General features: G+C 74.6%; 17 protein-coding genes and 1 pseudogene. 5 read left to right on the top strand and 13 right to left on the bottom strand.

Annotation, left to right across the window (positions count from 1 at the left end):
* Positions 1–2: 2 nt before the first annotated feature.
* The 5 genes and pseudogenes from EV376_RS18445 to EV376_RS18425 form a co-directional block, all read right to left on the bottom strand.
* Positions 3–1334, bottom strand: a complete 1332-nt coding sequence (locus EV376_RS18445; RefSeq protein ID WP_486482682.1) for an aminotransferase-like domain-containing protein — start codon at positions 1332–1334, stop codon at positions 3–5.
* Positions 1335–1338: 4 nt separating this feature from the next.
* Complete coding sequence (locus EV376_RS18440; RefSeq protein WP_130324932.1) at positions 1339–2466, bottom strand: alpha-hydroxy acid oxidase; 1128 nt, start codon at positions 2464–2466, stop codon at positions 1339–1341.
* 88 nt (positions 2467–2554) lie between these two features.
* Positions 2555–3469 (bottom strand): annotated as a pseudogene (locus EV376_RS18435) (alpha/beta hydrolase); the annotation flags it as partial.
* A gap of 70 nt (positions 3470–3539) precedes the next feature.
* Positions 3540–4766: a cytochrome P450 gene (locus EV376_RS18430; protein ID WP_130324928.1), complete on the bottom strand. Its 1227-nt coding sequence runs from the start codon at positions 4764–4766 to the stop codon at positions 3540–3542.
* Between the two features lie 63 nt (positions 4767–4829).
* Complete coding sequence (locus tag EV376_RS18425) at positions 4830–6131, bottom strand: SGNH/GDSL hydrolase family protein (RefSeq protein ID WP_130324926.1); 1302 nt, start codon at positions 6129–6131, stop codon at positions 4830–4832.
* A gap of 303 nt (positions 6132–6434) precedes the next feature.
* Between EV376_RS18425 and EV376_RS18420 the strand changes: the two genes are divergently transcribed.
* From EV376_RS18420 to EV376_RS18405, 4 genes are all read left to right on the top strand, one after another.
* Positions 6435–7994, top strand: a complete 1560-nt coding sequence (locus EV376_RS18420; RefSeq protein ID WP_130324924.1) for an AMP-binding protein — start codon at positions 6435–6437, stop codon at positions 7992–7994.
* Entirely contained in the window at positions 7991–9205 is a 1215-nt protein-coding gene (locus EV376_RS18415) for an MFS transporter (protein WP_130324922.1), read from the top strand. The genes EV376_RS18420 and EV376_RS18415 overlap by 4 nt, the downstream gene beginning before the upstream one ends.
* An 89-nt stretch (positions 9206–9294) precedes the next feature.
* On the top strand, positions 9295–9696 hold the full coding sequence (locus EV376_RS18410; protein WP_130324920.1) for an MmcQ/YjbR family DNA-binding protein: 402 nt from the start codon (positions 9295–9297) through the stop codon (positions 9694–9696).
* A gap of 149 nt (positions 9697–9845) precedes the next feature.
* The gene (locus EV376_RS18405) at positions 9846–10487 is read left to right on the top strand and encodes an HAD-IA family hydrolase (protein ID WP_130324918.1); all 642 of its coding nucleotides are present in this window, start codon (positions 9846–9848) and stop codon (positions 10485–10487) included.
* Between the two features lie 11 nt (positions 10488–10498).
* On the opposite strand, the gene EV376_RS18400 is transcribed toward EV376_RS18405, so the two are convergent.
* Together EV376_RS18400 and EV376_RS18395 are read right to left on the bottom strand one after the other, a co-directional pair.
* The gene (locus tag EV376_RS18400; RefSeq protein WP_130324916.1) at positions 10499–11440 is read right to left on the bottom strand and encodes an alpha/beta hydrolase family protein; all 942 of its coding nucleotides are present in this window, start codon (positions 11438–11440) and stop codon (positions 10499–10501) included.
* Between the two features lie 9 nt (positions 11441–11449).
* Positions 11450–11941: an SLOG cluster 4 domain-containing protein gene (locus EV376_RS18395; RefSeq protein ID WP_486482681.1), complete on the bottom strand. Its 492-nt coding sequence runs from the start codon at positions 11939–11941 to the stop codon at positions 11450–11452.
* A 93-nt stretch (positions 11942–12034) separates the two neighbouring features.
* Here EV376_RS18395 and EV376_RS18390 point away from each other — a divergent pair, with 93 nt between their 5' ends.
* The gene (locus tag EV376_RS18390) at positions 12035–12733 is read left to right on the top strand and encodes an SGNH/GDSL hydrolase family protein (RefSeq protein ID WP_130324914.1); all 699 of its coding nucleotides are present in this window, start codon (positions 12035–12037) and stop codon (positions 12731–12733) included.
* Positions 12734–12807: 74 nt separating this feature from the next.
* Here the strand turns inward: EV376_RS18390 and EV376_RS18385 are convergent, their stop codons facing one another.
* From EV376_RS18385 to hppD, 6 genes are read right to left on the bottom strand one after another with little or no spacing between them, the layout of a single operon-like run.
* Positions 12808–14166: a hypothetical protein gene (locus tag EV376_RS18385; RefSeq protein WP_130324913.1), complete on the bottom strand. Its 1359-nt coding sequence runs from the start codon at positions 14164–14166 to the stop codon at positions 12808–12810.
* A gap of 5 nt (positions 14167–14171) precedes the next feature.
* Complete coding sequence (locus tag EV376_RS18380) at positions 14172–15137, bottom strand: transketolase C-terminal domain-containing protein (RefSeq protein WP_130324911.1); 966 nt, start codon at positions 15135–15137, stop codon at positions 14172–14174.
* Positions 15138–16109 carry a thiamine pyrophosphate-dependent dehydrogenase E1 component subunit alpha gene (locus EV376_RS18375; protein ID WP_130324909.1) on the bottom strand — a complete coding sequence of 324 codons (972 nt, stop codon included), beginning with the start codon at positions 16107–16109 and terminating at the stop codon, positions 15138–15140.
* The gene (locus EV376_RS18370; RefSeq protein ID WP_130324907.1) at positions 16106–16897 is read right to left on the bottom strand and encodes a DUF3050 domain-containing protein; all 792 of its coding nucleotides are present in this window, start codon (positions 16895–16897) and stop codon (positions 16106–16108) included. The genes EV376_RS18375 and EV376_RS18370 overlap by 4 nt, the downstream gene beginning before the upstream one ends.
* Positions 16898–16901: 4 nt before the next feature.
* Positions 16902–17831, bottom strand: coding sequence for a phytanoyl-CoA dioxygenase family protein (locus tag EV376_RS18365; RefSeq protein WP_130324905.1), 930 nt, complete (start codon positions 17829–17831; stop codon positions 16902–16904).
* Entirely contained in the window at positions 17828–18940 is a 1113-nt protein-coding gene (gene hppD / locus EV376_RS18360; protein ID WP_130324903.1) for a 4-hydroxyphenylpyruvate dioxygenase, read from the bottom strand. The genes EV376_RS18365 and hppD overlap by 4 nt, the downstream gene beginning before the upstream one ends.
* Positions 18941–18984 lie beyond the last annotated feature (44 nt).

Here is an 18984-nt window from a genome sequence, read left to right as displayed (position 1 = left end):
TGTCAGCCCACGACTGCCGTGGCGTCGCGGCGGGTCAACTCGTCGGCGATCAGCGCGGCCAGCCGGTCCAGGCCGACGTCGATCAGGGCCGGGGTGACCGCGCTGACCGACAGCCGCAGCGCCCGCACCGGCTCCCCGCCGTCGTAGAAGTGGGCCATCGGGGTCCACAGCACCCCGTACTCGCGGGCCGAGCGGTGCAGCAGCGCGTCGTCGACCGGGAACGGCACGCTCACCACCACGAAGAACCCGCCGGTGGGCACGGTCCACCGCACCGGCGACCCCACCGGGAAGCGCCGGCGCAGGCCGTCGACCAGGTGGCGCAGGTTCCGGGCGTACGCGGCCCGCTCCCGGACCGTGGCGTCCACCAGGCTGCACCCGTGCTCCAGCAGCACACCCCCGACCACCGCCTGGGCGATCGCCGACGTGTTCACGCTGACCATGCTCTTGATCTTGGCAAGCTGGTCGGCGAGCAGGCCGGCGGCGCCATCGCTCCCGGCGACCCGCTGGTCGGCCACCAGGTAACCGACCCGGGCGCCCGGCAGCACCGTCTTGGCGAACGACCCCAGGTAGACGACCCGGCGGGCGGTGTCCAGCGCCTTGAGGGTCGGCAGCCGCCCGGTGTCCCCGGCCGGGAACAGGCCGTACGGGTTGTCCTCGAGGAGCAGCAGGTCCTCCTCGACGGCCAGGTCCAGCAGGGCCCGCCGGGCGGCGAGCGGGATGCGCGTTCCGGACGGGTTGGCGAAATCGGGCATCAGGTAGCAGGCACGCGGCCGCAGGCCCTCCGCCCGGGCACGGTGGACCTGGGCGCGCAGATCGGGAAGGTCCACCCCGGCCGGGCCGGCGGCAACCGGACGCACCGGCAGGTCCAGCAGCCGGGCCGCGCCGGTCAGCCCCACGTACGTCGGCGCGACGGCGAGCAGCACGTCCCGGGGCCCGGCCCGCAACGCCCGCAGGACCAGGAACATCGCCTCCTGGCAGCCGACCGTCACCACGATCGCCTCCGGGTCGACCGTCACCCCCTCGTCGACGGCCAGGTTGCGGGCGACCAGGTGGTGCACGATCCCCTTGGTCCGCCCGTACTGGAGCAGGGTGCTCCGCACCTGCTCCGGGCCCTGCCCGAGGTCCTCGGCCAGGTGCCGGCGGAACGTGTCGAGATACCGGGGCAGCGCGGCGACGTCGAGGAACTCCTCGTACGGCCGGCCGGCCGCGAGCGACACCGCGTCCGGATAGTGCTGCGCGACCTCGTTGAGGAAGTTCATCGAGTTCAGCGCCGGGTCGTCGAGGGCCGGATGCAGGTCGGCCAACCGCAGGTCCACGCTCACTCCAGCGTCCACGCGCTCACTCCACCGTCGTGGTCCGCAGGTCCCGCGCGTCCGCCGGAGCGGCGCAGCCGGCCAACGCGAGCGCGTCGCGGAACTCGCCGGCCAGCAGCGACAGCGCGGTCTCCGCGCCGGCCCGGCCGCCGGCGGCGAGCGCCCACAGCAGCGGGCGACCCACCAGCACGCCGTGCGCGCCGAGGGCGAGGGCCCGCAGCACGTCCACACCGCCGCGCACACCGCTGTCGAGGAGCACCTCGCACCGGCCGGCGACCGCCTCGACCACCTCCGGCAGGACCGCCGCGGTGGCCGGCGCGCCGTCGAGCTGCCGCCCACCGTGGTTGGAGACCACCACCGCGTCCACCCCGACGTCCGCCGCGTGCACCGCGTCGCGCGGGTCCAGCACGCCCTTGACCACCAGCGGCACCGTGGTCCGCTCCCGCAGCCACTCCAGGTCCGCCCAGCTCACCGCCGGGGCGAAGACCTCCCCGGTGTGCGCGGCCACCGCGGACACGTTCGGGGTGGCCTGGTGCGCGAGGTCGGCCCGGCCGGCGGGCAGGTTGGCCGCCACGACATGTGGCGGGATGGCGAACGCGTTGCGCACGTCCCGCAGCCGCCGGCCGAGGATCGGCACGTCCACGGTGAGCACCAGCGCGGCGCAGCCCGCCGCCTGCGCCCGGTCCAGCAGGTCCACGACCAGCCCCCGGTCGCGCAACCAGTAGAGCTGGAACCACACGGCGCCGCCGGCCGCGGCGACCTCCTCGATCGGCGTGCTGCCCAACGTGCTGGCCACGTAGGGGACGCCGGCCGCAGCAGCCGCGCCGGCGAGGGCGATCTCGCCGTCGGGGTGCAGCAGCCGCTGGTACGCCATCGGCGCGACCGCCACCGGCAGGGCGTGGGTGGCGCCGAGCAGCCGGGCCTCGGTGCGCGGCGTGTTGACCCCGCGCAACATCCGGGGCAGCACGCCGACCCGGTCCAGGGCCCGCCGGTTGGCCGCCAGCGTGGTCTCGGCGCCGCTGCCACCGTCGACGAAGTCCCAGATCTCCGGAGGGAGCACCGCGCGTGCCAGGTCGGCGAAGTCGGACAGGCCGGCGGGCGCGGGCGGGTCGCCCAGTGGCACGTCCGGCTTCGGCAGGATCGGCTCAGTCATCGCCGGCCACCGTACCGACCGGCGGCGCGGGCGCGCCCGCCACCGACGCACCGGGCGGCGGGGTCGGGACGGCCGGCGGCGCCACGCCGAAGCGCTCCCGGAGGAAGGCAGCGGCCTGCTCCTGGGCGCGCCGGCCGTCGTCGAAGGTGCCGGGCATGGCGAAGAAACCGTGCACCATGCCGGCGTACCGGGTCAGGGTGGTCGGTACGCCCGCGACGTGCAGGCGGTGGGCGTACCGCTCGCCCTCCTCGCGCAGCGGGTCGTGCTCGGCGGTGACCACCAGCGCCGCCGGCAGGCCGGTCAGGTCGTCGGCGAGCAGCGGCGAGGCGAGCGGGTGGCGGGCGTCGGCCGGGTCGGCCAGGTAGTGCTCCCGGTACCAGGTGACCGATCGGCGGTTGAACAGCAGCGGATCCTCGTCGCCGGCCGGCTCGCCGGTCTGGTCGGTGTTCGGGTAGACGAGCAGCTGCGCGACCAGCGGCGGGCCGGCGGCGCGGGCCAGCAGGGTGACCGCGGCGGCCAGGTTGCCACCGGCGCTGTCGCCGCCCACCGCCAGGCGCGCCGGGTCCGCGCCGAAGTCCGCCGGGTGCGCGGCGACGTGCCGCAGCGCCGCGTGGCAGTCGTGCACCGCGGCCGGGAACGGATCCTCCGGGGCGAGCCGGTAGCCGACGGTGACCACCTGGCACGGCACCGCGTTGGCCAGCCGCCGGCAGATCCCGTCGGCGGTGTCGACGCTGCCCAACGTCCACCCGCCGCCGAAGAAGTACAGCAGCGTCGGCAGCGGCCCGGCGCCGGCCGGCCGGTGGATGCGGACCGGAAGGTCACCGGCGGGACCGGGGACCTGCGTGTCGCGTACCTCGTGGACCGGCTCGACCGCGCCGGAGCCGGCGCGGATCGCGGCGAGGTCGGCGGCGCGGGCCTCGGCGAGGGTCTGGGTGTACAGCGGCGGCGTGCCGGCCGCCGCGCGGGCGGCACGGTACGCCTCGGCCTGGGGATGCAGGCTCACGCCGCCCTACCTTCGCTTCGCCCGGTGGCGGCGTGCGGTGCCACGGCGCTGGGTCGGACGGTACGCCCGCTCACCGCCGCTCCCCTCCCCCGGTGCTGACCAGCAGCTTGTCGATGCCGCGCAGGAACAGGCTGCCGCTGTAGACGGGTTGCTCCTCGATGCGCAGCCGGGGGAACCGGGACAGCAGCCGGGGCAGCGCCAGCCGGCCCTCCAGCCGGGACACGGCGGCGCCGAGGCAGTAGTGCGGGCCGATGCCGAACGCCAGCGAGGGCGGGCCGGCACGGCGGGGGTCGAACCGGTCCGGGTCGGGGAAGCGGGCCGGGTCGCGGTTGGCGGCGGCGATGATCAGCAGCACGTTCTGGTCCTGCGCGACCGGCACCCCGCCCAGGACCGCGTCGCGGGGCGCGGCCCGGGCCAGGAAGTGCACCGGCGACTGCAGCCGCAGGATCTCGTTGACGGCCCCGGCGGTCAGCTCCGGGTCGCCGGGCAGCGCCGCGGTCACCTCCGGGTGGGCCAGCAGGACCGGCAGGCCGTTGCTGAACATGTAGACGGTGGTGACGAAGCTGGCGTTGAACAGCACGATCAGGTTGCTGATCAGCTCGTCCTCGGTGAGGTCCACCCCGCCCGCGTCCACCGCCTCGACCAGGCCGCTGATCAGGTCCTCCCCCGGCGTGCGGCGGCGGTGCGCGAGCAGGTCGGCGTAGAAGGCCCGCAGCTCGGCGCCGGCGGTGTTGGCGGCTGCCAGCCGCTGCGGGGTCTTGCCGGCCACGTCCAGGAACTCGTCGATGCGGTCCACCCGCTCGCGGTACCAGGGCAGGTCCGCCTCCGGGATGCCGATGAACTCGGCCATCACCCGCGCCGGCAACGGGTACGCGAAGTCGGCGACGAAATCGATCACACCGTCGCCGGCGTCGGCCATCCGATCCAGCAGTTCGTCGGCGATCCGGAGGATCACCGGTTCCAGGGCCCCGAGCCGGCGCGGGGTGAACGTGCCGGCGAACACGTGCCGCATCCGGCCGTGGTCGGGCGGATTGACGAACATCATCGAGGTCTGGAAGGTCCGCAGGATCTCCTGCTCCGCCCAGCCCGGTGGCGGCTGCTTGTACCACTCCGGGTCGCGCAGGACCGCGTCGACCAGGTCGTAGCCGACCGCCACGGCGCTGACCGCCCGGTGCTCCGGGCGGTCCGGCAGGGCAGTGATCGGACCGAGCGCGTGCAGGTCGGCGTAGACGGGATAGGGCTCCTGCCGGCCCTCCTCGCTGTAGAGCCGGGTCAACAACCGTTCGACGTCCACCATGACTGACTCTCCCCAGGAAATCCGTGGTGCGGGCGGCGGGCTCACCCGCCGCCCGCACCGGTGTCACAGACCGAGCAGGCGCAACGGCACAGCGTCCGCCAGCGCCTGGTTACCCGCGTCGTTCGGGTGGATGTGGTCCCCCGAGTCGTACGCGGGCCGCAACCGGCTGGGCTGCGCCGGGTCGCGCAGCACCTTGTCGAAGTCCAGCAGCCCGTCGAACTCGGCGCTGCCGCGCAGGTACGCGTTCACCGCCTGCCGGGTGGCCTCCTTCTCCGGCGTCCACACGCCCGGGTTGCCGTGCCCCTCGTACGGGGTCAGGGTGGCCACCAGGCTGCGCAGGCCGCGCGCCTTGACCTGCTGGTTGATCTGCCGCAGCGAGGCGATGACCGCGTCGGCGGAGTCGCCCGACATCCAGATGTCGTTGATGCCCAGGTGGGTGATCACGGTCCGGGCGTCGGTCTGGGCGAAGACGTCCTCGTCGAGCCGGGCCAGCGCGTTCGGGCCCAGCTCGTGGTAGCCGGGGAAGTCGCCCGCGCCGGGCTCCGGGCCCTCGTGGTTGAGCCGGTTGCCGGCCAGGCTGGCGTTGAGCACGCCCGGCGTGCGGGCGTCCGGCCGGGCGTCGATGAGCCGGTCGGCGAGCAGGTCCGGCCAGCGCTTGTTGGCGTTGACCGTGCTGCCGTTACCGTCGGCGATCGAGTCGCCGAAGACCACGACCGAGCCCGGGCTCTGCCGGCGCTGCACGTCGATGCCGGACAGGAAGAACCAGCAGCAGTCCGGCCGGATGGTGAAGCCGGCGCCGTCGGCGGCCGAGGTGAGGTCGGTGGCGCCGATGAAGTTGGTCTGGCGGGACTGGCCGTGGAAGGTCACCGGCCCGGTCGGGGTCGGGAAGTGCACGGTGAGCACCAGGTCCTGCTGGTCGCCGATCGGGAACGCGATCGGGTCGCTGAGCAGCTCGGCGCCGCGGTTCATGGTGGCCGAGGTGGCGCCGCCGAAGGTCAGCTCGCGCAGCGTCCTCGGGTCGATGTCGGACAGGTCGTCGGGGGTGGCGGTGTTCGGGCGGGCGATGGTCGCGCGGCCCACCTGGACGGCCTGCTCGCCGTACATGTTGCTGAGCCGGACCCGCAGGACCGGCCCGCCCACCGTGGTGTGCACGACCATGCGGACACTGTGGTTGTTCAGGCCGGTGTTGGTCAGACCGGTCGAGTTGCCGCGGGTGACCGCGGCCGCCCAACTGGCCGCCCAGGTCGTCCGGCCGCGCTCCGCCTCGCTGGCCGACGGTCCGGCGCTCGCCACCATGGCCGGGGTGCCCGCCACCAGCAGGGTCGCGACGGCGGCGACGACATGCCATCTCTTCGGGGTCGACATTGAACCTCCATCGTTGGCAGCCCAGAGCCCCGTCCGTCGACGGCACCTGCCTGGGCGATGGACCGGAACCTAGCCGCCGGCGCTGACGGGCGTCAATCAACCTGATCGACGTGATCAAATGTCCCGCCGGGCCCACCGAAGGCACCTTCGGCTCCTGTCCGTCCTCGCCCGGTCACCCTAGGGTCACAGGTGGCGGCGCGGTCGCCGCAGCCCGCGCGTGCCGCCCGGGCCCTGCCCGGGCACCACTCGCTGCCCGGGCCCGCGCCCGGGCAGCGCTCGATCGAGGGATGGGGGGCCGTCCGGATGACCGACCGACCGGGCTACGTGCAGCGGGCGTTGGAGCTGTTCGCCGGGTACGGCGACCGCGAGGCGCTGGTGGGTGGGGGGCGCCGCCTGACCTACGCCGAGGTGCACGCCGAGGTACGCGGGCTGGCCGCGACCGCGGCGCGGCACGGCGTACGCCCCGGGGCGGCGGTGCTGGTCGCGCTCGGCAACCCGGTCGAGGCCCCGCTGGTCCAGCTCGCCCTGCACCTGCTGGGCTGCCGGACCATGTGGGTGGCCCCGGTCACCGCGCGCCGGGAGATCGACGAGTTCACCCGGCTCGCCCGCCCCGCCGTCCTCGTGTACGACGCGCGGGACCCGGCGAGCCTCGGCGCCGAGCTGGCCGCCGGGCTGCCCGGCGTGCCGGTGCTGCGCCTGGGTGCCGAGCTGGCCGCGGGCAACGGCGGCGTGGACCTCCCCGCGGACCTGCCGGCGCCGGAGTCGTTCCTGCAGACGTCCGGGACCACCGGCACGCCGAAGCTGGTGCACCACCGGGAGAGCTTCTACACCCAGGTCCTGGCCCTCGCCGCGGACTTCCGGGCCGCCGGGTTCCCGTTGCTGCGGCACCTGTCGTACTCGCCGATGTGGCTGGCCAGCGGGCAGATCACCACCCTGTTCAACCTGTTCACCGGCGGTGTGCTGTTCCCCCGCGACGGCTGGGACGCCGGCGAGTTCCTGCGTACCGGGCCGGCCGAGCGGATCAACTCCACCTTCCTCACCCCGCCGATGCTGTACGAGGTGCTCGACCACCCCGACCTGCCGGGCGCCGACTTCTCGTCGATGTTCATGTTCAACGTGGGCGCCGGGCCCGCCGCGCCCGCCCGGCTGCGCCAGGCGATCGCCCGGTTCGGCCCGGTGCTGCGCATCGTGTACGGGCTCAGCGAGGCGGTCGTGGTCACCGCCCAGCCCGGGCTCACCGAGGACCCGGCGCACCCGGAACGGCTGCGCTCCTGCGGGACACCGTACGGCGACGTGCGGATCGAGATCCGCGCCGAGGACGGCACCGTGCTGCCGCCGGGGGTGGACGGCGAGGTGTGGGTGCACACGGCGCTGCGCTTCGCCGGCTACCACGGGCAGCCGGAGCTGACCGCCGACACGCTCGTCGACGGGTGGGTGCGTACCCGCGACATCGGGCACCTCGACGACGACGGCTACCTGTACCTGGTCGACCGCCTCCAGGACCGGATCCTGACCCGCCGGCGCAGCTGGCCGATCTACTCCCGGCCGATCGAGGACGTGCTGGCCGGCCACCCGGCCGTGCGCGCCGCCGCCGTGATCGGCGTCCCGGACGAGGTGGCCGGCGAGCTGCCGTACGCGTACGTCGTGCCGGCCCCCGACGCGACAGTGACCGGCGCGGAGCTGATCGACCTGGTGACCACCACCCTCAGCGAGACGTGGGCGCCCGGCGGCGTGGAGTTCGTCGACGCCCTGCCGCTGAACCGGTCGAACAAGGTGGACAAGCGTGCGCTGCGCGCCCGGTACGCCGCCGGCCACCCGTCCGACGTGGAGCATCCGGAGGCGTCGATCGGCAGCCAGGCGTGACCGCGCGGCGGGAACTCGTCGCTCTCGTCGGCGCCGATCTGCTGTCCAACCTGGGCAGCCGGATCTCCATCGTCGCCATCCCGTGGCTGGTGCTGGAGACGACCGGCAGCCCCGCGAAGATGGGCCTGGTGGCCGCCGCGGAGACCCTGCCGTACCTGCTGTCCAGCGCGCTCGGGCCGCCGCTCGCCGACCGGATCGGGCTGCGCCGCACGTCGATCCTCGCCGACGTGGGCAGCGCCGGGCTGATGGTGGCGGTGGCGCTCACCCCGTGGCTCGGCTTCGGCGCGCTGCTCGCGTTGGTGGCCGTCGTCGGCACCCTGCGGGGCGTGGGCGACCGGATCAAGCACGTGATGTTCCGCCCCGTCGCCGAGGCGGCCGGGGTGAAGCTGATCCGGCTGACGTCGGTCTACGACGGGCTGGGCCGGGTGGTCACCCTGCTCGGTGCGGGCCTCGGCGGCCTGCTCATCTGGTGGTTCGGCGTCACCTGGGCGATCCTCATCGACGCGGCGACCTTCGCGGTCTGCGCGCTGATCGTCGCGACCCTGGTCCGGCCTCCGGCGCCGGCCGGCACGCCGGCCGCGGCCCGGCAGGGCTACCTGAACGCGCTCGGCGGCGGGTTCCGCTATCTGGGCCGGGACCGCACCCTGCTGTCCATGCTGCTGGTCATCTCGGCGCTGAACATGGTGGTCAACGCCAGCATCGCCGTCTACATCCCGCTCTGGGTGGCCGACGTGCTGGGCAACCCGGCCGGGCTGGGACTCGTGATCGGGGCGTTCTCGGCCGGCGGGCTGCTGGGCAACCTGCTGTTCACGATGCTCGGCCCCCGGCTGCGGCGGGACCTCACGTTCGCGGTCGGCGCGGCGGTCAGCGGCCCGCCCCGGCTGCTGGTGCTGGCGTTCAGCGAGGACCTGCCGGTCGTGCTCGCCGTGACCTTCGTGTCCGGCATCGGCATCGCCGTGGTCAACCCCCTGCTGGGGGTCGCGCTGTACGAGCGACCGCCGACCGACCTGCAGACCCGGGTGATCGGGCTGGCCGGCTCGCTGGCCTTCGCCGGACTGCCACTGGGCGCACTGCTCGGCGGCTGGTCGGTGACCGCCCTCGGGCTCGGGCCGGCGCTGGTTGCGGCGGCGCTGTTCACCCTCGTCGTCACGGCCGTACCGCTGGCGGCCGCCCTCCGCCCGCAACCCCGCCCCACCCCGGCCGAGGTGTGAGGAAGGGACCCCTGTCAACGTCTGGTGCAGCGGAAAATCCCGTCTCGACCGGGCACCCCGGGGATGCCCCGCCCGCGTAGGGTCCTCCCATGGCCACCTGGGACGACGTACGCCGGATCGCGCTGGAGCTGCCGGAGACGACCGAGGCGCCCTCGTACGACGGGCTGCCCGCCTGGAAGGTGCGGGGCAAGGGGTTCGTGTGGGAGCGCCCGCTGCGCCGGGCCGACCGGGACGCGCTCGGCACCGCCGCGCCGGACGGGCCGATCCTGGGCGCGCAGGTGCCCGACCTGGGCGCCAAGGAGGCGCTGCTCGCCGACGACCCCGCCGGCTACTTCACCACCCCGCACTTCGACGGGTACCCGGCGGTCCTGGTCCGCCTGGACCGCATCGGCGTCGAGGAGCTGACCGAGCTGATCGTGGAGGCCTGGTACGCGCGGGCCCCGAAGCGTCTCGCCGCCGCCCACCGCGCCGGCCGGTCGACGCCGTCCTGACCGACCGGCCCCGGCCGGCCGGCCCGCGGGTCGAGAGCAGCCCGGCCCGCACAAGCCGAGAGCCGCCCGACCCGCACGGGCCGAGGGCCGACCAGGCGAGTCGACGGGGCGTCCCGGCCGGCGACGGCGGGCTCCGATAGCGTCGACCCATGGTGCTGACGGGGGGCCCGGTCGCGGGGCTGGTCTTCGACATGGACGGGACGCTGATCGAGTCGCACGCCGCGGTTCCGGCCGCGTACCGGGCGACGGTGGTCGCCGACGGCGGCCGGGAGCACACCGACGAGGAGATCATCGCCGGGTACTCGCTGGGCGCGCCCGCCGACCTGCTCAGCTTCCTGCTCGGCCGTACCGCGACCGCCGCCGACCTGGCGCGCTACCACGACGAACTCGCCGCCGTGGCCGATCAGGTCACCGTGTACGACGGGGTGGCGGCCGTGGTGGCGGAGGCGGCCCGGCGGGTGCCCGTGGGCCTGTTCACCGGCGCGAGCCACCCGGCCGCCCAGATCCTGCTGGAGCGCACCGGCCTGGCGCGGCACTTCACCGTCCTCGTCGGCGGCGACCTGGTCGAGCGGGCCAAGCCGGACCCCGAGGGCGTCCTGCTGGCCTGCCGGCGGCTCGGGGTGTCGCCGTGCCGGATCGCGTACGTCGGTGACTCCCCGCTGGACCTGCGCGCCGCGCGTTCCGCGGGTGCCCTCGCCGTCGCGGCGGCCTGGGGTCACCAGTACGACCCGGGGGCCCCCGCCGACCTGACCGCGGCCCGCCCCGGTGACCTGCTGCCCCTGCTGGGCTGACCGCTCCGGCCTCAGCCGGTCGGCCGCGGATGGGTGCTGAGGAAGTCCACCACCTGCCGCCCGAACCCGGCGTCGAGGACCGGCAGGTGGCCACCGCCCACGACGGTCCAGAGTTCGGCGTGCCCGCCCGGGCGGCACCCCTCGGCGTAGGCGACGGTCGGTGTCTCCACCGCGTCCGGCGGTGCGGACGCCGACCCGCCTCCGGCGATCAGGTCGCGGGCCGGCCCTGGCCGTCCGGCTACCGCGCAGCCGTTGCGCCGGGCCCAGTCCTCAACCGTCCGCACCGCCCCCGGGTAGCCGCCGCCCATGTCACCGCCCTCGTACCGGACGGACGTGTCGGCGTCGCCGTGGATCTGCAGCACCGCCACCGGCCGGGCCGGGCGGCAGTCGCCCGCCACCAACGGCCCGGCGCCGGCGATGCTGACGACGGCGGCCACCAGGTCGGCTTGATCGCACGCCAGCCGATGCGCCATGAAGCCACCGTTGGAGAAGCCGACGACGAAGATCCGGGCCGGGTCGACCGTGTAGTGCCGGCGAATCTCCTCGATGACCCCCCGCAGGTACGCGGAGTCGTCCACGCCGGTGCGGTCCCAGTCGCAGCACGCCGGGCTGGCGTTCCAGAAGTGCCGGCCCTGGCTGTCGCGCAGCCCTTCCGGCCGCGCGTACAGCATCCCCTCGGCCTCCGCGACCGGCCCGAGGGCGAGGTAGTTCTCGTCCTGGTCCGGGCTGCCACCGAACCCGTGCAGCATGATCAGCAGCGGGGCCGGCGTGCCCGGGCGGTAGCCCGGTGGCGCGGCCAGCCGGACCGGCCGGTCGCCCCCGATCGCCGGTCCGGTCGCCGTGGCGGTGCTCGCTGGTCCGGTCGCCGTGGCGGTCCCGGCCGGCGGGCCGGAGCAGGCGGCCAGCGCGGTGGCGCAGAGCAGCGCCAGGAGCAGCCGCGTCGAACCCCGCATCGCCGCAGACTAACCGCGCGGGGGCACGCCGGCCCATCCCCCGATCGCCTCGACCGCCTCCTCCGGTGTGGACACGTGGCGCGGGCCGGGGACCGGGGCACCGGCGGCGTCGAGGACCCGCCAGCCGCCGAGCACCACCACGGGTACGCCGCCGCGCCGCATCGCCAGCGCCACCTCGCTGAGCGTGCCCCACGAGCCGCCCACCGCGAGCACCGCGTCGGCGCTCCAGGCCAGGATCGCGTTGCGTGCCTGACCCATGTTGGTGACGACGGTGGCGCTCACCTCGGCGATGGGCCCGCCGGCCGTGCCATCGTCGGGGCGTACGCCGATCACCAGGCCGCCGCGGGAGCGCGCGCCGGCGGCGACCGCGGCCATCACCCCGCCGCCGCCTCCGCACAGGACGGTGGCGCCGCGCTCGGCGAGCAGCTCCCCCACCCGGCGGGCGTGGGCCACCTCGGCGTCGCTCGCCGCCGCCGGCCCGCACACCGCCACCTGCACCACGCGCTCATCATGCCGGGCGAGCGGTGTCGGCAGGGCGTCCTTGCGCTGCCGGAGGCGTTAACAAGGGGCCCGTCCGTGAGCTAGCGTCCCGGCATGACATCGACGATCACCGAGGCGACGGATCCGTACTGTCTGCGCGACGGAGAGAGCGCGGCGCTGCTGCGCGGGCACCCGTGGCGGCGGTTCGCGGTGCTCGGCGACAGCGTGGCCGAGGGGCTGTGCGAGCCGGTGGACGGTTACCCGGACGTGCAGTGGGCCGACCGGATCGCCGCCGAGCTGCGGGCCGCGGCGCCGCAGCTCGCGTACCTGAATCTGGGGCTGCGGGGCCTGCGGGCGCACGAGGTGCGCGCCGCACAGCTCGGGCCGGCGCTGGAGTTCCGCCCGGACCTGGCGCTGGTGGTGTGCGGGGGCAACGACGCGTTCCGGCCGGCGTACGACGCGGACGCGGTGGACGCCGAGCTGGCGGCGATGGTCGAGGCGCTGCGGGGGGCCGGGGCGGACGTCATCACGGTGGGCATGTTCGACGTCTCGCACAGCCCGGCCGTGCCCGAGCAGCACCGGGCCAGCCTCGGCGAGCGGATGCGCCGCCTGGCCGCACACACCCGCGGCGTCGCCGAGCGGTTCGGCACGATCCACGTGCACCTGACCGACCACCCGCTGACCGCCGACCCGTCGATCTACAGCAGCGACGGTCGCCACGGCAGCGCCCGCAGCGACGCGATCGCCGCCGCCGAAACCGTCCGCCGCCTGGCCACCCACCTACACAACCACCCCGCCCACCCGCAGCGTTGATCATGAAGTTGTGGCGGCGACACGCCACGCGGACGGCAACAGCTTCATGATCAACGCTGGCGGGGCGGGGGGTGTCAGTCGACCACCAGGAGGCCGGAGAGCAGGACGCCGCGGGCCAGGTTCAGGACACCGTCGCAGCCGGGGAAACCGGTGCGGATGCAGGCCCCGGCCGGCCGGCGGCCGAACAGGTACGGGGCGATGCTGTACGGCACCTCCGCCGACACCGTCTCGCCGGTCTCGATCTGCACGAAGTCCAGCGGGACGTCGTCGGCCTTGACGTACCGCTGGAGGATGAAGCCGCCCCGGGCCGCGAACCGGCCCACTCCCTCCCGCCAGGTCTGCGCGTCGGTCTCCCGGCCGATCAGCACGTCCACCCCGGCCGAGCCGTCGGCGGGCTTGGCGACCAGGTCGCGCTGCTCGGTCACCGCCCGGTCCACCAGCTCCGGGGTGAGCACCCAGGTCCGCGGCACGTAGCGGTGGACCAGATCCCGGTCCGCCGCCGGCAGCCTGTCGGCGTCCGCCCAGAGCCAGGCGAACGCCGTCTTGTTGGCGATCAGCCAGGCGGCGGCCGACACCCACATCGGCACCGTCCCGGCCCGGACCGCCGCCTCCAGGGCGTCCACCCCGGCGCTCGGGGTGACCCGGTTGGGCACGAACAGCCGGAACACGCCGTCGACCGGGGCGCCGCGGGCGACCAGCCGGCCGGCGGCGTCCCGGGTCACCTGTGACACCGGCGCGATGACCAGGTCCAGGCCGAAGGCGGCGGCCCGGTCGACCACCGGCTGCAGCAGCCGGAAGAAGCGCTCCGGGTCGTCCAGCCCCGGGTACTCGGCGTCGAAGTCGATCAGCATCGCCACCCGCGCCCCGTCCGGCAGGCCCAGGCCGGAGTGGATCGCCGCGAAGCGGAGGTCCACGGCGGACGGGGCCGCCTCCAGCCGGGCCCGCTCGGTGAGGCCGCGCCGCCGGTAGACGTCGACGAACCGCCGGACGGTGGTGTCGGCGTCGAACGCACCACCGAGACTGCTGTCGATGTTGTACTCCACCACGTACGGCACGCCGCCGCTGAGCAGGACGTCCGGGCGGAACGCGGCGAGCAGTGCCTCGGTCAGCGGCTCGTCCTCGTCGAGCAGCCGGGTCGCCCCCTCCGGCACGCCGAGCAGCCGGCGCAGCTCCCCGGCCGTGGCGGCCCGCCGCCGGCACGCCTCGAAGATCAGTTGGGCGAGCCGGTCGCAGACGGCGTTGAGCACGTCGAGGGTGGTCTCGTCCATCACCGGTGGGCGGGCCAGCCGCCACTGCTTGTTGTACGTGGCTCGGCCGTCGAAGACCTCCCGCCAGGAGTCCGCGCCGGCGGCCACCAGATCGGCGCGGAGGTCGGCGGGCAGGTCCAGCCACGCCTGCGCGGCGGAGGGCCAGCGGTAGTCGACGTCGGTCATGTCTCTCACCCGTCCTTCATCACGTGTTGGATCGCGGACCGCAGTTGCTCGCGGCCCGGCTGCACAGCCCGGTCGAGGGCCGGCGCGAAGGGCAGCACCGCGCCGTCCGGGCGGGTGACCCGACGCGGCGGGGCGTGCAGCCGCACCCGCTCCACCACGCCGGCGATGACCTCGGCGGCGATGCCGCAGGAGCGGTTGGAGTCGTCGACGACCACGAGCCGCCCGGTGCGGGACACCGACCCGAGCAGGCCGTCCCAGTCGAAGGGGTACAGCGTGCGCGGGTCGAACACCTCCACCGAGACCTGGTCGGCGAGGTCGTCGGCGACGGCCAGCGCGTCGTGCACCAGGTGTCCGACCGCGACGACCGTCACGTCGTCGCCGGCCCGCTGCACCCGCCCCCGGCCGAGCGGCACCGGCGCCAGGGCGGCCACGTCGGAACGGACCTCCATCGCCCCGGCGGGGGCGAACACCACCACCGGGTCGTCGCAGCGGATCGCCGACACCAGCAGGCCGTACGCGTCCGCCGGGGTGGCCGGCACGACGGTGGTCACGCCGACGTGGGCGAAGAGGCTGTACGGGTGGTCGGAGTGCTGCCCCGCCCACCCGGTACGGGAGCCGGAGCCGGGCACCAGGTAGGTGACCGGCACCGCGCACTGCCCGCCGGTCATCAGCGGGAACTTGTGCGCGTGGTTGACGATCTGCTCGAAGACGAGGAACAGCAGCGAGGGGATCTGGAACTCCACCACCGGACGCGCCCCGGCGAGCGCGGCGCCGGTGGCGAAGCTGGTGAACGCCTGCTCCGACAGCGGGGTGTCGCGTACCCGCTCGGGGCCGAACCGCTTGAGCAGGCCGGCGGTCACCGCCGACGCGGCGACCCGGATGTCCTCGCCGAGCAGGAACACCTCCTCGTCGCGGGCCAGTTCGTCGGCGAGCGCCCGGTTGAGCGCCTTGCGGTACGACAGCCTCGGCATCTAGCCACCTCCGGAGCGGGCGGTGAGCCCGCTGGCGTACAGGTGCTCCAGCGCGCCGGCCGGGTCGGGCTCCGGCCCGGCCAGGGCGTACTCCACCGCGGCGTCGAGTGCCGCCTCCACGTCGGCGTCCGCCGCCGCCCGGACGGCGGCCGGCAGCCGGGCCCCGGCGATCTGCACCGGATCCCGGGACCGGCCCCGGGCCACCTCCTCCGGGCTGCGGTAGTCGAGGCGTACCGCGTGCTCGAAGGTGTGGTGCGCGTCGAAGCGGTAGGTCCGCGCCTCGAGGAACTCGGGGCCGCCGCCGGCGCGCATACGCTCGACGGCGGCGGCCGTGGCGACCCGCACCGCCTCCGGGTCCTGGCCGTCCACCACGGCTGCGGGGATGCCGAACGCCTCGGCCCGGCCGGGGATGCTGCCGGCGACCGCGCCGGACACCGGCATGGTGGTGGCGTAGCCGTTGTTCTCGCAGACGAACAGCACCGGGACACGCCACAGCGCGGCCAGGTTGAACGCCTCCAGCAGCATCCCCTCGTTGACCGCACCGTCGCCGAGGAAGCTGACCCCGACCAGGTCCTCCCCCCGGCGGCGGCGGGCCCACACGGCGCCGGTGACGATGGCGCCGCCGGCGCCCACGATGGCGTTGGCGCCCAGCACGCCGACGGAGAAGTCAGCGGCGTGCATCGAGCCGCCCCGGCCCCGGTTGAGGCCGGTGACCCGGCCGCACAGCTCGGCCATCATCCGGGCCGGGTCGGCACCCTTGGCGAGCACGTGCCCGTGCCCGCGGTGGGTGCCGGCCACCACGTCGCCGGGGCGCAGCGCCGCGCACACCCCGGCGGCGACCCCCTCCTGGCCCAGGTAGGGGTGGATGCCCCCGACGACGTGGCCGGAGCGGACCAGCTCGATGGCCCGCTCCTCGAACCGGCGGATCAGCCGTACGGTCCGGTAGAGCCGGACCGGGTCGGCTCCGGTCACCCGCGCCCCTTGATGGCGGCGAGGATGTCATCCCACAGCCTCGCCCTGGCGGCCAGGGCGGCGTTGACGGTGTCGGCGCACTCCTGCCACCTGGTGTCGTCGTCGCCGCACAGGTCGGCGAGCATCTGCATCGCCATCGGCGTGTGCTGCTCGCCGTCGACCTCGATGTGCCGCTCCAGGTAGTCGACGAAGGTGTTCAGCCGCCGGCTGCGCTCGTTGACGGCGACCACCTGGGTGAACATCTCCGGGATCAGGTCCTCCCGGCCGAAGGCGAACGCGGCGGCCTGGCAGTGCACCGGGGTGGACTCGATGATCCGCCACGTGGTGCCGGCGAACGCCGCCGACGGGCGGGGCACGCCCGCCTCGGCCAGCGCCTCGGCGACCGGGCGGCCGGCGCGCAGCAGGTCGACCAGGGCGTCGACGGCAGCGGTGTCCGCGCCTGCCTCCCGCATGCCCCGCACGTACAGCTCGAAGTGGCTGATGTAGCCGTCGCCCAGTTCGTCGCTCTCCTCCACCATGACGATGTCGTTGATGAGGCGGCGGCTGCCGGTCGGGCCGGTGGGGATCCACGGCACGGTGACGCAGGTGAGCTGCCGCTGCAGCGACTTCAGCAGGGACATGAAGTCCCACACCGCGAAGACGTGGTGCTCCATGAAGGTGACCAGCGCCTCGTGGGTGTCGAGGTTGGCGTAGAGCGGGTGCCGGACCACCACGTCCCGTTGGGCGGTCACCGCCTTCTCCAGCCGTTCGATCCCCGGGTGCGTCTTCCCCCAGTCGTACCGTGACATTCTCTCAGCCTCCCTGCTGGGCGCGGTGGCGCCAGATGACCGGGCAGTACTCGGGATCCGCGTAGTCCGGCCGCCCGTCGTGGGTGCGGCGGACCAGCACGTCGTGGTTGTACGCGGCGAGGGTGCCGTCGGAGAGCGGGTACGCCCGCCAGGCGTTGTCGCCGTCCTGCAGGTGCAGCGAGATCGCCTGCCGGGGGCGACCGCTGACGTTCGCGCCGCTGCCGTGGTAGATGCGGCAGTGGTGGAAGCTCATGTGTCCCTTCGGGATCACCATGGGGATCTTGCGGATCTCGGCGCCGTTGTGTGCCGCGTTCTCCGCCAGCATCTGCTCGAGCTGGTCCCGGTCGCGCTCGGCGAAGTGCCGCACCACCGTGTCGTCGGCGCCGATCTCCCGCCACCGGTGCGAGCCGTCGACCATGGTGATCGTGCCCATCTCCGCGCCGCAGTCGTGGAACGGGATGAACGCGGTGAGCATGCGCTCCGACGACGAGGACGCCCAGTAGTGCTTGTCGAAGTGCCAGGGCACGATGTTGGAGGGCTCGCCGTCGATGGGCGGCTTGTAGATCAGCGTCGACTGGAACACGCGGATCTCGTCGGCCCGGGCCAGCCGGGCGGCGACCGCCCCGATCAACGGCTTGCGCAGGATCGCGCCGAGGCCGTCGTGCTCGTAGTGGACGTAGTCGTTGTGCCGCTGCACCGGCCCCTTCGCCGGCTCCCAGTACGCGAGCTTCGGGGGCCGCACCGGCAGCCGGCGGTCGCGCTCGCCGCCGTAGTACCGGTCGGCGGCGGCCGTGAGGGCGTCCACCTCCTCGTCGGTGAGCAGCTTCTTCGACAGGTACCAGCCGTGCTCGGCGTAGAACGCCACGTCCTCGTCGGACGGGAGCAGGGCCGCCTCCTCGGCGGTCAGGGTCGGGTCGAACTCGGTGGTGGTCATGCCGTCACTCCCTGGGCTGTGGCGGCCGCGACGGCGGGGGTCGCCCCCGCCGCGGCCAGCTCCCGTTCCTTGGCTTCGTAGAGCGCCTTGATGTTTCCGCTGCCGAACGTCCGCGCCCCGCGCCGCTCGATCAGCTCGAGGAAGAGCGTCCGGCGCACGTGCATCGACTCGGTGAAGATCTGCAGCAGCTGCCCGCCGTGGTCCCGGTCGACCAGCACGCCCAGCTCACGCAGCCGGTCCACCGACCCGTCCACCGGGCCGACCCGGGCCTCCAGGGCGTCGTAGTAGGCGGCCGGGGTGCCGGCGAAGCGCACCCCGCGCCGGCGCAGCGCCTCCACCGCGCCGACGATGTCGTCGGTGCGCAGCCCGAGGTGCTGCACACCCGCGCCGGAGTGCTGGTCGAGGAACGCGTCGATCTGCCCGGCCCGGCGGCCGGTGTCCGGCTCCAGCAGCACCAGCGTGACCCGCCCCGACGGGCTCTGCACCACCGTGGAGTTCATCGCCTGCCCGTCGACCTCGACGTACTCGTGGAAGATCTCGGCGAAGCCGAACACCTCCCGGTACTGCCGGACGGTCTCGGCGAGCTGCCCGGCCGGCACGCACACCGCCAGGTGGTCGATCTCGGCGAGCAGCTTGCCGTCGGTGTCGTCCTCCGGCGGCAGCAGCTCGATCCGCCCCGGCAGGAACTCGTGCCGGTCCCCGCGCCGCTGCACGAGCCGGTGCCGCACGTCGGCGAAGCCGTCGACCTCGGCGACGACGACCTCGGCGTCGGTGCCGGTGACGGTGGTCGGTGGTGTCACGCCGGTCGCCCCCCGGGCCACCAGCTCGGCGTACGCCCCGGCGGCGTCGCCGACCTCCAGCGCGACCACGGCGATGCCGTCGCCGTGCCGCTGCACGTACCGCGACGCCGGGTGCTCGGCGGTCAGCCCGGAGGTGAGCACCAGCCGGATGTCGCCATGCCGCAGCAGCAGCGACCGCTGCCCGGCCAGCCCGGTCTCCGGGCCGCCCTGGCCGCACAGGTGGAAGCCCACCGCCCGGCCGAAGTAGAAGGCGGCCTGCCGGGCGTCCCCCACGTACAGTTCGATGTGGTCGATCCCACGGATGTCCATGTTCCAGCCCTTTCGCACAGTTCCCCCCGTTGCTGTCTGCGGGC

The sequence above is a fragment of the Micromonospora sp. CNZ295 genome (assembly GCF_004217535.1).
Note: the sequence above shows the minus strand (reverse complement) of the source record. Positions and strands in the feature narration are given on the sequence as shown.